This is a genomic window from Pseudomonas sp. I3-I5 (genome assembly GCF_022699445.1).
GTDB classification, from domain to species: domain Bacteria; phylum Pseudomonadota; class Gammaproteobacteria; order Pseudomonadales; family Pseudomonadaceae; genus Aquipseudomonas; species Aquipseudomonas fulva.
In genome coordinates this window covers 2,176,138-2,190,056 of the sequence record NZ_CP093940.1, presented here as the reverse complement: position 1 = coordinate 2,190,056, position 13,919 = coordinate 2,176,138, and the positions used below count along the sequence as shown (strand labels likewise).

Sequence of the window (13,919 nt, the reverse complement as noted above, 5' to 3'; positions counted from 1 at the left end):
TCTTACATCTGAGCTGCAGCATTTGATAGAACTACGCCACGTTGCTTGTACTTTCCCGCGCCTTGACCCTTTCCGAGATCCCCAACATCCGTATGTCTACCCGGTTGCTCTGCGCCCTACGCCGTCGCTGGTTCACCTGGCTGTGCGCCGCCGCCTTGGTGCTCGCCCTGCCGGCCGGCTGCTCGGTCTTGCAGCACAAGGAACGCGAGCTGGTATTTCGCATCGAGCCAGGCCAGGCCAGTTGGTTTCATGGCCTGCCCGGCGGTGTCCAGGAGCTGGACCTGCGCCCGCGCACTTTCGCCGATAACCAGAGCCTGCATGCCTGGTGGTGGCCGGCAAGACGCGCCGATGCCCCGGCCATCCTTTACCTGCACGGTGTGCGCTGGAACCTTACCGGCCAGCTGTTTCGCATCGAACAGCTGCACGCCATGGGCTATGCGGTGCTGGCGGTGGACTACCGCGGCTTTGGCCGCAGCCGAGGGGACTTGCCTTCCGAAGCCACCGTGTACGAGGACGCTCGCGTGGCTTGGGAGCGTTTCGCCCAACTGCAACCTGATGCGAGCAAACGTCTGATCTACGGGCACTCCCTGGGGGGCGCCGTAGCGGTCGACCTGGCGCGCACGCTCACCCGTGAAGTCCGAGACACGCGCACCCCTGCCCCGGCGCGAGGGCTGATCCTGGAGTCCACGTTCACCTCGTTGGGCGATGTGGCAGGCGTGGTCGCCAATACATCGCTGCCGGTGCGCTGGCTGCTGTCGCAGAAGTTCGATTCACTGGGCAAAATTGGCGATATCGACCTGCCGGTGCTGCTGGTCCATGGCCTGGACGACCGCTACGTGCCCTCGCGTTTCAGCCAGCAGCTGTTCGAGGCCGCGCGCGAACCCAAGACGCTGTTGCTGGTGCCAGGTGCGACACACAACAACAGCATGAGCCTGGCCGGGCAGCGTTATCGCAAGGCGATACAGGCCCTGTTCCAGGCGCGGCAGGTCACTGTACCGGCAGGAAATTCATCAACAGCAGGCTTTGCGCATAATTGAGGCCGATACGGCGGTAGCGCTCGTCGAGCAGCTCGGCCAGCAAGTCCAGGCGGGCCACCACCTTGCCAAATTCCACGGCAAAACTCAGGTTGCTGCCCTCCTCCGAAATCTCGTTGGAGAACAGCAACAGCACACCGTTGGCGTCCTGCCGCTGGCTCAGCATCCAGGTGGCTTTCTCGATGTTGCGCGCGGCGTTGTTGATGAACAACGGGTCGAGGGTGTCGGTCATGTAGAACGCGGTGCGTCCGCCGTGGGCGGTGATCAGCATACTGCCGATGGCGTAGATGAACGCACCCACACGATCACCGCGAAATTCCGGGCTCAAGGCATAGCTCAAGGCAGCCAGGTCGCGGCGATTGCCCAGTTGCGCCAGGGGTTGGCGCTGTTCGATGGCCAGGCGGATCTGGCGCTCGGCCGTGGCCGCGTCCAGGTAGCCCGAGCGTTGCAACTGGTTGGGATTGCGCAGGTACAGCTTGTTCATCAGCAGGTAGAGGCTTTGCAGGTTGTCGCGCATCGACAAGGTCGCCAGGCGATCCACACTGGTCTGGAACAGCTCGCTGGGCTTGCCTTCGCCCAGCTGGTTGACGATGTCGCGCCCCTGCTGCTGAGTGCAGGCGCACAGGCTGGCCAAGATGCCTGCCAACAGCAGGCGAACTATCGTGGAGCAACTGCACACTACCATCGGCACCGGTTCGTTTTCGGCGGCCGCCGCGGGGATCGCGGCAGCCTGGGCCTAGCATAGAGCCCCGAAAGCCAAAAAAGTGCGGCATGCGCCAGCAGGTGTAGCTACCTGAACTACATCGCGCCGCGCAGCAGCTCAACGACCTGGGCATGCAGGTCCGGATCACCGCAGGCCACCACGCAGCCGCCTTGCTGAGCGCTGCTGCCGTCCCAGGCCGTGATCACACCGCCCGCGCCCTCGATGATGGGCATGAGTGCCTGCACGTCATAGGGCTGCAAGCTGGCTTCGACGATGACATCCACAAAGCCCGAGGCCAGCATGCAATAGGCGTAGCAATCCCCACCGTAGCGCATCAGCCGTGCCTGGCTGGCCACGTGCTCGAACGCAGCCTTGCGCGCAGGCGTATCGAACATGTCAGGGGTGGTGCACATCAATGTGGCCCCTGCCAGCGCTTTGCAGGCGCGGGTCTTTAGCGCTCGCGTGCCCGACCAGGCACCTTCGGGCGTGCCGATGAACCGTTCGCCGGTAAAAGGTTGGTTCATCACCCCCACCACCGGCCGGGCACCGTCGTTGAGCGCGATCAACGTGCCCCACAACGGCAGGCCGGTGATGAAGGCGCGGGTGCCGTCGATCGGGTCGAGCACCCAAGTCAACGGGCTGCTGCCCACGGCCACGCCCGCCTCTTCACCAAGGATGCCATGGTCTGGGTAGCGCGCCTGGATCCGCTCGCGCATCGCGTCCTCGGCCGCCTTGTCGGCCACGGTCACCGGGTCGTACAACCGGCCGCCTTTGTCCTCGACCTCCAGGCTTGCACGAAAGTAAGGCGTGATGGCAGCGCTCGCAGCATCGGCCAACTGCTCGGCAAATCCACGGAACTCGGCAATCTGTTCAGCGCTCAGGGGCATGAAAATGGGCCTTGTGCTAGTCAGGGAGGCGGCATGATAGCAAACCCGCTGATCGGCATGGCGTCCGTAGGAGATATCAATATGGCATCATCCAGGCTGGATTTAGCCAAGGCTCGCTCGTTGTACTAGCATACCCCTCACGCACCGATGCAGGCCCAGGATGAGGGCTTGCACTACAGCCGGGCTTGTGCCCTGGCCTCAAGGACGATTCGATGAGCATCAATTCCATCTATCCGCAGATCGGCAAGATCATTGCCAGCACCGGCAGCCGCCAGTTTTCCCGCCTGCTGCATGACCTGATTCAGGCTCACCTGTGCATCGACGCCACGCAGATCCGCCAGCTGCCACGCTCACCTAGCGAAACCACCGTGCTCGACGAAACCGTGTTCTCGTGCGATCAACCCACGGCCACCGCCTCGGATGACCCTTCGCGCCTGCACCGTATCCGCGCCAGTGACGCGCGGGTCGAGATTCGCGTACTGCGCGCCGACACCACCTATGGCTTCTCCCCCCTGGAGCGCAATAGGCTCGAAGCCATCACGCCCCTGGTGCTGCCGATGCTGGAGAAACACCTGCGTGCCCTGCAACCCACCGTGCCGCGCAACAGCCACGACAGCCTGGAGCAGCGGTTCGTCGAACGCCTGGCCCAAACAGGCCTCAAGCTTTCCGAACGCGAGCGCCAGGTCTGCCTAGGGTTGCTGGCCGGTCAAACGGCCCCCGAGCAGGCCGACCGGCTTGGCCTGCGCGTGAACACCGTCGAAAGTTACCTGCGCCGGGCCGTGATCAAGCTGGGCATCGGCGGGCGGCATTCGCTGATGCGCTGGATGCACGCCTAGGCATCGGTCGACCGGCATCGCAGGTGGTTCAGTCCCGTGCCAGTGCTTCGATGGGGTCCAGGCGAGCCGCATTGCGCGCCGGCACGAAGCCGAACACCACACCGATCAAGGTCGAGCAGGCGAACGCCATCACGATCGAGGCTGGGGAGAACACCATTTCCCATTGCTTGACGAACAGCTCGAACAGGTAGCCCACCGCGTAGGACAACCCCACGCCCACGACCCCGCCCAACAGGCAGACCATGACCGCTTCCACCAGAAACTGCTGGCGGATGTCGGCCTGACGGGCACCAACGGCCATGCGTATGCCGATTTCACGGGTACGTTCGGTCACCGACACCAGCATGATGTTCATCACCCCTATGCCGCCCACCACCAGCGAGATCACCGCGATCAGCGATAGCAGCAAGGTCAGGGATCGACTGGTCTTCTGTACGGTCTGCATGATGCTGTCCAGGTTGTTGGTGAAGAAGTCCTTGCTGCCGTGGCGCTGCAGCAGTACACGGCTGACCTCCTCCTCGACCCGCTTGCTGGGCACCCCGTCCTTGATCCGCACGCTGATGCTGTCCAGGTGACGCTGTCCCAGCACCCGTCCGGCAGCCGTCTCGTACGGCACCCAGATGTTCAGCTGGTTGCTGGCCACGAACAGGTTCTTGTTGCGCGCCGTCACACCGATCACGGTACAGGGCAGATTACCGACCAGGATCACCTGCCCAAGGGGGTCGGTGGTCGGGCCGAACAGGCGCTCGCGGGTGTTATGGTCGATGACCACGACCTGGGCCTGGCGCCGCGCATCATCGGCGCTGAACACGATGCCCGCTGCCAGTGGGATGTTGCGCACCTGAAAGTAGTGCTCGCTGACGCCATTGAGCTGCACATCCACGTCCAGGTTGCGATAGCGCACCAGCGTGCCCTGGCCGATCACAGGGGTTGCGCTGTCGACGTAGTACAAGGCGTTGAGCGCCGCCACATCCGCCGGCACCAACGTTTCAATGTTCCTGGCCCGGCTGTCGCCGAAGTTGCTCCCCGAATACACATCGATGGTGTTGCTGCCGATGGCCTGGATGTCCTTGAGTACGTACCCCTTGGCCCCTTCGCCGATGGCTGAAATCGACACCACCGAAGTGATACCGATGATGATCCCGAGCATGGTCAGCAAGGTGCGCATGCGGTGTGACACCAAGGCCAGCCAGGCCATCTTGAACGCCTCGCGGAACATGCCCAGGCTTGCCAACAGGCGATGTCCCCGCTTGCGTGCCGGCGTCGGCGCCACGGCCCGTGCAGGCACCGTGTCAGTAACCTTGCGCCGATCGCTGACGATCTGGCCGTCGCTGACTTCGATGATGCGCTCGGCGTGCGCGGCCACGTGCGGGTCATGGGTGACGAGGATCACGGTGTGACCCGAGGCGTGCAGCTCCAGCAGAATCTTCATGACCTCCTTGCCGCTGGCGCTGTCCAGCGCGCCTGTGGGTTCGTCCGCCAGGATCACCTGCCCTCCATTGATCAATGCCCGGCATATGCTCACCCGTTGCTGCTGGCCTCCCGACAGCTGGCTGGGACGGTGGTGCAAGTGCTCGCCAAGCCCAAGCCGGCTCAGCAGCGTCTGGGCGCGTTCATGGCGCCATTGCAGGTCCATGCCGGCGTACACGGCAGGGATCTCGACGTTGTGCAGGGCGTCCAGGTGCGGCAGCAGGTGGTAGCGCTGGAAAATGAACCCGAAGTGATCGCGACGCAGGGCGGCCAGGGCATCGACGTCAAGGTCCCGGGTTTGCTGGCCATCGACCTTGTAACTGCCAGTGCTGGCATTGTCCAGGCACCCCAGGATGTTCATCAGCGTGGACTTGCCAGAGCCCGATGCGCCGATGATAGCGACCAGTTCACCACGGTGAATCTGCAGGTCGATGCCCTTGAGCGCGAGAAAGGCCCGCTCGCCGGCCTGGAAGCTGCGGGTAATGCCCTCCAGGCAAAGCAAGGGTTCGCCCTGCCCCGTTGCCTGGCACAGGGGGGCGGTGGGTTGCACGTTCATGTTCATGCTCAGGCTCCCGAATCGCCGGTAATCGGCTCGCCAATCACCACCCGGTCACCTTCGTCGAGGCCCTGCTCGATCTGTACCCGAACGTTATTGTTGATCCCCACCATCACCTTGCGCTGCTCGGCGAAGCCCTTGTCGTCGAGCACCCGCACGGCGAAGCGGCCGTCCGCCTCGCGCCCACCCAGTGCCGCCACCGGCACGGTCAGAACCTTTTGCGCGGTATCGAGCACGATGTGCACTTGCGCAGTCATGGCGATGCGCAGGCGGTGGTCCGGGTTGGGCACCTCGAACAGGGCGTTGTAGAACACCGCGCCAGTTGGCTTGCCGGCCCCGCCCTCTGCCTTGTCGCTGCTCTGGGCGTAGTGCTGTGGGGCAGGCTCGGTGCCGCGCAGCTTGGCGTAGTAGCGTTTGTCTTCCCCCAGGATGGTGAAATACACCGCCTGGCCCGGCGTGATGTGAATCACATCCGCTTCCGAGACCTGCGCCTTGACGGTCATGGTGTCCAGGTTGGCCAGCTTGAGCAGCACCGGGGCCAGCTGGTTGGCGATCACCGTCTGCCCTTCCTGGGTAACGATGCCCACCACGTGGCCTGTGATCGGCGCGTTGATGCGGGTATAGCCCAGGTTGACCCGGGCCGTGTCAATTTCCACCTGAGCGCTGCGGATCTGCGCATCGAGCGAGCCCACGGCAGCCTGCTGGACCTGATAGTCGGCCTCGGCCTTTTCATATTCCTGACGCGAGACCGAGGCATCGATTTGCAGTTCTCGATAGCGTTCATAGACCCCTTTGGCCTGCTTGAGCTGGGCCAGGGTCGAGCGCCGTTGGGCCTGCAGTTTCTGCTCGTCCACCTCCGCTTGGCGCAGGGTGTTGCGCAGCACCAGCGGGTCTATCTCGGCCAGCCACTGGCCTTCGGTGACCTTGTCGCCCAGCTTCACCTTGAGCGATTTCAGCTGACCGGAAACCTGGGCGCCCACATCCACCTGTTTGATCCCTTCGAGCACGCCGGTGGCCAGTACCGCATTCTCGATGTCGGCACGCTCGACCTGGGCGGTGATGTACTGCGGTGCCTTGGCCGGGGCCTGGACCGCATACAGGCCAATGCCCGCTACCACGGCAATGCCCAGCCCGATGCCCCATTTGCGCAGTTTGGTTTTGTCCATGGACACGCGTAATTCCTTTGTTTGACAAGACTGCACCGACACCTGGCAGCGGCGGGCTCGCCCACCGGCCGCCAGGTAACCGGCTATTGAACGACCTGGGCCTGCGCAAGCGCCTGACCGTCATGCCACCACGCTGCCAGGCTGAACACATGGGGCACCTTGAGGATGCTGAAATGATCGCCGGGCGCCTTCCATACCTTCAGCCCAGGCAGCAACTGTTGCCAGCGCTGCTGCATGAGACGGTGCTCGGCAGCGTTGCCTTCGGCGTCCAGCCCCGGGTCGTCCACCAGCACCAGCCCTGCCGGGCCGGTGTACGGCAGCTCTGGATGGTAAGGCGTGCGCAGCGCAGCACCGAAAGTGCGCACCGTGCCGTCGAGCGCACGCGCACTGGACCTGGCGGGCATCAGCCCTGCCCGCACCATGGCCGTGTGCAGTTGCTGCTGTTGCTGGTCGTCGCTGGCTTGTGCAAACGCTACCCGGTCCAGACCAAGGGGTTTGCCGGAGGACATTTCCAGCGCTTCGATCAGGCGCAGCAGCGTCTGGCTGAAGGTATGGGGCTGGCCGCAGGTGCTCCCTGGGCCTGGGCCCTCGCTGTCGATCAACGTCAAGGAGCGCACTTGACGCCCTTTGGCCTGCAAGCGCGCGGCCATGGCATGGGCCACCCAGCCTCCGAACGAATGCCCCACCAGGTTCAGCGGGCCCTCGGGATAGACCGCTTCGATAGCCTGCACATGCCAGGCCGCCGCAGCCTCGACGCAGGTGTGCGGCAGCGACAGGCCATCCAGGCCTCGGGCCTGCAAGCCTTGCACGGGCCACTGCGGGCCCAACGCCTCGGCCAGGCCGATGAAGCTGGTCACACTGTCGCCGGCACCGGCTACGCAGAACACGGGCGTGTGCCCGGCAGCGCCGGTCTGAATAGCCACGGGGGCCAAGGGAGGTGGTACAGCCGGGGCAGCAGCACACGCCAGCGCCTGCGTCAGCACCTGGCCAACGGTCGTCACATGGGGCGCTTGCATCAAGCTGCGGTGATCCCCCGGAACGGTGTGCGTCACCAGCACCTGGGTCGGCAACGCCGTGCGCCAGCCAAGGCCCTCAGGCGCCTCGTCAGCCTGCGCGGCGCAGAGCAGGTGCACCGGCACATCCACCGGCGCTGGGCGGTAATGAGCCAGGGCATGGCCATGGGCAAGCTCTCGGCAGAAATAATGCCGCAGGTCGGCGTCCGTCATGCTGGCCCACAGGCCGTAGAGCACCTCGTGCTCACGGCAGCTTGCCAGCAAGGTCGCAAAGTCGGCCTGGTCCTGCTCCAGGCGCGCGAGCAGCGCCCGCTTGGCGCGGCCTGCCTCGCCCTTGGTTTGCCAGTACGCCGTGCAGTTGAGCAGCAACTGCCGCTCCAAGGCATACGGGCCCTCCCAGCGTGCCTTGCCTTGGTCGGCCAAGCGCGGTGCGTAGGTGTCGATCAAACCGATGAATGCCACCTGCTCGTCAACGCCGCGCAGTTGATTGGCCATTTCCATGGCCAGCACACCGCCGAATGACCACCCGGCCAGACGGTAGGGCCCGTCGGGTTGCACGGTGCGCATCTGCGTGATCTGGTAGCGCGCCAGACATTCCAGCGTGCGTGGCTGTGGGGCATCGCTGGGTAATCCCGGCAGGCCGTAGATGGCAAAGTCGCCTCCCACTTGGTGGGCAAGCACAGGGAAGTAGAAGTCCAGCCCGGAAAATTCATGCACAAGGAACAGCGGCGCCTGGGCAGAACCCGGCCGGACAGTGATCACGGTCGCTACCGCTGGCGCTTGCCTATCCACCTGCTTGGCCAGCAACGCCACGCTCGGACGCTGGAAGACGTCAGTGAGCGCAACGGGTACCCCGGCCTTGCGCAGGCGGTCCACCAGGCGAATGGCCGCCAGCGAGTGACCGCCCAACTCGAAGAAGTTGTCATGGCGGCCCACCTCATCGACGTCGAGCAACTCGCACCAAAGGCTCGCGACAAGCTGCTCGACGTCCCCGCAAGGGGCTTCGAACGGGCGCTGCTGCACCTCGGGCGCTGGCAACGCCTTGCGGTCAAGCTTGCCGTTAGGGCCGAGCGGAAGCGCGGCCAGGTGGATGAAGTGCGACGGAACCATGAACGCTGGCAAGCGCGCCATCAAGACGGCCCGCAGCGCCTCGGGGATGAGACGCTGGCCCGTGTAGTACGCTACCAGGTGCTGGTCGCAGGCGAGCACGACCGCTTCCTTGACGGTGTCCACGGCCGTCATCGCCGCCTGAATTTCACCCAGCTCGATACGCAGGCCATGAAGCTTGACCTGATCGTCGTTACGCCCCAGGTATTCAAGGTTGCCGTCCGGCAGGTGCCGCGCCAGGTCGCCCGTGCGGTACAGCCGCCCGCCTGGGCGCTGACCGAACGGGTCATCGAGGAAGCGCTCGGCGGTCAGTTCGGGCCGGTTCAGGTAACCGCGGGCGACCTGCACGCCACCGATGTACAGCTCGCCGGCCACGCCCTGCGGTACCGGCTGGCCTTGATCGTCCAGCACGTACAGGGTGGTGTTGGCGATGGGCTTGCCGATTGGGGTGTTGTCGGGTGCGCTCACGCAGTGCCAGGCACTCACATCCACGGCGGCTTCGGTCGGGCCGTAGAGGTTGTGCAACTCAACGCCCGGCAGCTGCTGGTGGAAGCGGCGCACGAGGCTGCCCGGCAGTGCTTCGCCGCTGCACACCACACGCTTGAGCGAAGGCGCGGACCAGCCTGATTCCAAGGCCGAGAGGAACACGTCCAGCATCGATGGCACAAAGTGCAGCGTGCTGACGCCTTCAGCCTCAATAGCGTGTTGCAGGTACTGCGGGTCGCGGTGCCCGCCGGGCCGGGCCATGACCAGTTTCGCACCGGTCTGCAATGGCCACAGCAGCTCCCAGACCGAAACGTCGAAGCTGAACGGGGTCTTCTGCAGTACAACGTCGTCAGCACCCAGCGCATAGGCGTCCTGCATCCACAGCAGACGATTGACCACGCCGGCATGCTCGTTCATCACGCCCTTGGGCAAGCCGGTCGAGCCTGAGGTATAGATGACGTACGCCAGGTGCTGCGGGGTGAGCCCCGGCACCTCCGGGTTGGTGGCAGGCAGTTCCAGGCTCAACGGCGCGTCCAGATCGATCACGACGCCGTGCTCGGGCACATGCCGGGTCGCCGCGTGCACCAGCACCGCCACCGGGTCGCTGTCGGTGAGCATGTGGCGAATACGCTCTGCCGGGTAGTCCGGATCGACCGGCACATACGCGCCGCCCGCCTTCAGGATTCCGAGCAGCCCCACCATCATCGACAAACTGCGTTCAACGCAGATCGCCACGCGATCATCGGGCGTCACGCCCAGCGCGATGAGGTGATGAGCCAGGCGGTTGGCCTGGGCGTTGAGCTGCTCGAAGGTCAGTTCGCCCTCCTCGGCGCTGACGGCGACGGCCTGCGGGGTGCGCTGCGCCTGGGCCTCGACCAGCGCGTGCAGGGTACAGATAAGGTCATGGTCGGTGCCGGTCGCATTGAAGGCGTGCAGCACCCGCTCGCGTTCTTCGCCAGCCAGCAGGTCGATGTCCGCGACGATGGCCTGGTCGCTGGTCGCAAAGGCTTGCAGGACGCGCTGCAGGTAACCGGCGAAGCGTTCGATTGTGGCGCGGTCGAACAGCGCGGTGGCATACACGATGCCACCGGCAAAGCAGCCGGCCCGCTCACCCATGCTCAAGCTCAAATCGAACTTGGCCACTTCGGCCTCGGCAGCCATGGCGCTGACATGCAAGTCTGCAAACGCAGGGGCCCGATGCCCGGCGTTGGCGTCCCAGTCCAGCGTTGCCTGATACAGCGGCGTATGCCCAAGGCTTCGCCGCGGGCGCAATAGCTCCACCACCTGTTCGAACGGAACATCCTGATGGGCCTGGGCCTCCAGCACCACGGCCTTGGCCTGCGCCAGCAACGCAGATACCGGCGGGCGGCCCGACAGGTCCAGGCGCAAGGCCAGGGCATTGACGAACATGCCCACCATCCCCTGGACCTGGCTCTGCCGTCGATTGGCGACCGGCGAGCCGATGACCACATCCTGCTGCCCGGACAGGCGAGCGAGCAGCGCTGCCCACGCTGCCGTGAACAGCATGAAAGGCGTGACGCCATGGCGCGTGCACACGGCTTTGAGGGCTTCACTGGACGGCAGGTCGAGCTGGACCTGGACGCTGTCGCCCGCGTATTGCTGGCGCTCCGGACGAGGCCGGTCCCATGGCAGGCTGAGCAGCGCGGGCGAGCCGTGGAGCTGCTTGCGCCAGTAGTCGGCTTGGGCATCCAGCGCCGAACCGTTGAGCCAGCGCTGCTGCCACTGGGCATAATCGAGGTACTGCACCCTGAGCGCGGGCAGCGGGTTGGGGGCGTGCGTAGCGAAAGCCTGGTAGAGCGCCGCGAGCTCGCCGATCAGAATGCCCAGGGACCAGCCATCCGCCACCAGGTGGTGAACGACCAGTAGCAGCGCGTGGCGGTCATCACCGAGGTCCAGCACGTGAGCGCGTATCGGCAGGTCCTGGTCCAGAGCAAAGGGCCGCGCGGCCTCGGCACGGGCCCATGCTTGCAGACCAGGCGAATCCAGCCCGCAGGCCCGGTGCCACTGCACGGTGAACGCCTCTGTATCGGTTGCCAGCGCCACATACGGTTCACCGTCATGCTCATGGAATCGGCTGCGCAGGCTTTCATGACGGGCCACCAGCGCACGCAGGCTGCGCTCTAGCGCCTGACGGTGCAGGCGCCCTTCCAGGTGCAGCGCCACCGGAATGTGATAGGCAGCACTGGCTTCAGCCATCTGGGTCAGGAACCACAGGCGCTGCTGGGCCAGGGAAAGCGGCAGGCGCCCTTCACGCGGCATCGGTTCCAGGGCCGGCAAGGCCTGCACGCTGGCTTGCAAGGTGGCCGCCACTGCAGCCAGGCAGTCGTCGGCGAACAGGTCGGCCAACGCCAGTTCGCAGCCCATCTGTTCGCGTACCTGGGCCAGCATGCGCATGGCCAGCAAGGAGTGCCCGCCCTGCTCGAAGAAACGGTCCTGCCGGCCGATGGTGTTGAGCCCAAGCAGATCGGCCCAGATACGCGCCAGGTCAGCCTCAAGCCCAGCCCGAGGGGCCTCGAACACCACTGTCGACAGATCCTGCAGCCCCGGGGCCGGCAGCGCCATACGATCGATCTTGCCGTTGTTGTTCAGCGGCATCCGCACCAGGGGCACAAACGCCGAAGGCACCATGTAATCGGGTAGTCGGGCGCGCAGGTAATCGCGAAGACCCGTGCCATCAAGGTCCTCGCTACGGCGTGTGTACCAGGCGACCAATCGGTGAGGCCCGTGGGCCTGCTCCATGGCCATCACCAGCACCTCGCCGATGCCGGGTGCCTGAGCCAGCACTTGCTCGATTTCGCCAGGCTCGATACGGAAACCGCGGATTTTCACCTGATCATCGTTACGCCCCAGGCATTCGAGCTGGCCGTCGGCATTCCAGCGCACCAGGTCGCCCGTGCGATAAAGACGCGCCCCCGCCTGCTGGCCGAACAGGTCTTGGACAAAGCGCTGTTCGGTCAGGTCGGGCCGATTCAGATAACCCAGGGCCACACCGTCACCGCCGACATACAATTCACCGACCACGCCCTGTGGCACCGGGCGCTGCCACGCATCCAGCACATACACCTGGGTATTGCCGATGGGGCGGCCAATGGGGACCTGGTTTGCATCCGGCGCCAGGGCCTGAACTTCGCAGGTCACGGCAAAGGTGGTGGTCTCGGTAGGGCCATAGCCATTGATCAGGCGCAGGCCAGGTGCTTGGGCCAGGAGCGCGCGGAACGCAGCCGGCTCGGCCCGCTCCCCGCCGCTGATCAGCACCCGCAGCCCGGCCAGGGCCTGGGGCACCAGCTGTACGTACTGGTTGAACAGCGCGGTGGTCAGGAACAGCACCGTGATGGCCTGGTCCTGCAGCGCGCAGGCGAAACGCTCAGGGTCGACCAGCGTGGCGTGGTCGATCACATGCACCTGGCCGCCGTTGAGCAACGCGCCCCAGACCTCGAAGGTGCTGGCATCGAACGCCGGGTTGGAGGCGAGGCCCAGGCGGTCATTGGAGCCCAGTTCGACATAGCCGTTGTCCACCACCAGGCGCACGATGCCACGGTGCGGGACGCACACGCCCTTTGGCTGACCGGTCGTGCCGGAGGTGTACATCACGTAGGCAGTGCTGTCGGCGGCCGGTGCCAGGCCCAGGTCATCACCAGACCCGTGTGCAAGCTGCAAGGTATCCAGGTCGATGCGACGTGGGCCCAGGGGTGCATTGACCGTGGCCACTGTCAGCACGAGGCTGGCCTGGCAGTCCTGCACCATGAACGCCTGGCGCTCGGCAGGTGCATGCAGGTCAAGCGGCACATAGCTGGCCGCACACTTGAGCACGGCCAACTGGGCCACCAGCAAGGAGAAGGAGCGCGGCAACAGCAGCGCCACCTGCGCAGCGGGCTTGACGCCTTGGGCAATCAGGTAGCGTGCCAGGCGGTTGGCCTGCCGGTTGAGCTCGCCATAACCCAGGACGTGCTCGCCATGCACCGCGGCGATGGCGGCGGGATGCTCGGCCGCGCGTCGCTCGAACAGATGCGTCACGCTGCACGCGCGGGGACAGGCAGTGTGTGTCTGGTTAAGCGCATACAGCAGATGATCACGCTCGGACGCGTCCAACAGGTCTACCTGGGCCAACGGTTGCTGGTCATTGGCCGTCATCGCCCGGAGCAGCCGCTCGAAGTAACCCAGGTGGCGGCGCACCGTCGCCTCATCGAACAGCGCAGTGGCGTAGTCCAGGCTGCCAATCAGGCAGTCGCCCTGTTCCCCAAGGTTCAAGGTCAGGTCGAACTTGGCCACAGCGCTGGCTTGGTTGACGGCCTCCAGTTGCAAACCTGCCAGCGTCAGCGCGGCACCCTCGGTCGCCTGCCAGTTCAAGCTGACCTGGAACACGGGCGTATGGCTCAGGCTGCGCGCAGGGCGCAGCACTTCCACCACGTGTTCGAACGGCACGTCCTGGTGGGCCTGGGCCTGCAGAACCCGGTCGCGTACCTGGCCTATCAAGGCGTGCGCGGTCGGTGCTGCGCTTGGGTCGATGCGCAGGGCCAGCGTATTGACGAACAGCCCGACCAAGGGTTCGAGTTCGGCACGCCCTCGTCCTGCGACCGGGCAGCCGACCACCACTTCGGACTGGCCGGACAGGCGCGCCAGCAGTGCTGACCATGCGGCCA

The 13,919-nt window shown here is 65.2% G+C and carries 7 protein-coding genes (1 of these 7 running past the window's edge); 2 read left to right on the top strand and 5 right to left on the bottom strand.

All coding sequences use genetic code 11. The features are described 5' to 3' along the window. Window positions 1-92: 92 nt before the first annotated feature. Window positions 93-1,037: an alpha/beta fold hydrolase gene (locus tag MOP87_RS09830; RefSeq protein WP_242810543.1), complete on the top strand. Its 945-nt coding sequence runs from the start codon at window positions 93-95 to the stop codon at window positions 1,035-1,037. Here the strand turns inward: MOP87_RS09830 and MOP87_RS09825 are convergent. Beyond that, complete coding sequence (locus tag MOP87_RS09825) at window positions 988-1,719, bottom strand: hypothetical protein (protein WP_028687501.1); 732 nt, start codon at window positions 1,717-1,719, stop codon at window positions 988-990. The two genes, MOP87_RS09830 and MOP87_RS09825, sit on opposite strands and share 50 nt — an antisense overlap. Window positions 1,720-1,832: 113 nt before the next feature. After that, window positions 1,833-2,624 (bottom strand): histidinol-phosphatase, encoded by a 792-nt coding sequence (gene hisN / locus MOP87_RS09820; protein ID WP_242810471.1) that lies wholly within the window; start codon window positions 2,622-2,624, stop codon window positions 1,833-1,835. A 218-nt stretch (window positions 2,625-2,842) separates the two neighbouring features. Here hisN and MOP87_RS09815 point away from each other — a divergent pair, with 218 nt between their 5' ends. Further along, window positions 2,843-3,460, top strand: a complete 618-nt coding sequence (locus MOP87_RS09815; protein WP_242810542.1) for a LuxR C-terminal-related transcriptional regulator — start codon at window positions 2,843-2,845, stop codon at window positions 3,458-3,460. Between the two features lie 28 nt (window positions 3,461-3,488). Here the strand turns inward: MOP87_RS09815 and MOP87_RS09810 are convergent, their stop codons facing one another. The 3 genes from MOP87_RS09810 to MOP87_RS09800 all read right to left on the bottom strand — a co-directional run. After that, window positions 3,489-5,492 carry a MacB family efflux pump subunit gene (locus MOP87_RS09810; protein WP_242810470.1) on the bottom strand — a complete coding sequence of 668 codons (2,004 nt, stop codon included), beginning with the start codon at window positions 5,490-5,492 and terminating at the stop codon, window positions 3,489-3,491. A 2-nt stretch (window positions 5,493-5,494) separates the two neighbouring features. Beyond that, window positions 5,495-6,652 carry a macrolide transporter subunit MacA gene (gene macA, locus MOP87_RS09805; RefSeq protein ID WP_242810469.1) on the bottom strand — a complete coding sequence of 386 codons (1,158 nt, stop codon included), beginning with the start codon at window positions 6,650-6,652 and terminating at the stop codon, window positions 5,495-5,497. Between the two features lie 83 nt (window positions 6,653-6,735). After that, window positions 6,736-13,919 carry the 3' portion of a non-ribosomal peptide synthetase gene (locus MOP87_RS09800; RefSeq protein WP_242810468.1) on the bottom strand. The gene runs 4,135 nt beyond the window's last position, so 7,184 of the gene's 11,319 nt are visible here — the last part of the coding sequence; its start codon lies beyond the right edge, outside the window — the gene reads right to left on this strand; its stop codon occupies window positions 6,736-6,738.

What these genes read in the sequence shown, in the direction of transcription:
- MOP87_RS09830 (WP_242810543.1), top strand. Translation starts at nt 93, where the DNA reads ATGTCTACCCGGTTGCTCTGCGCCCTACGCCGTCGCTGGTTCACCTGG.
- MOP87_RS09825 (WP_028687501.1), bottom strand. Translation starts at nt 1,719, where the DNA reads ATGGTAGTGTGCAGTTGCTCCACGATAGTTCGCCTGCTGTTGGCAGGC.
- hisN (WP_242810471.1), bottom strand. Translation starts at nt 2,624, where the DNA reads ATGCCCCTGAGCGCTGAACAGATTGCCGAGTTCCGTGGATTTGCCGAG.
- MOP87_RS09810 (WP_242810470.1), bottom strand. Translation starts at nt 5,492, where the DNA reads ATGAACATGAACGTGCAACCCACCGCCCCCCTGTGCCAGGCAACGGGG.
- macA (WP_242810469.1), bottom strand. Translation starts at nt 6,652, where the DNA reads ATGGACAAAACCAAACTGCGCAAATGGGGCATCGGGCTGGGCATTGCC.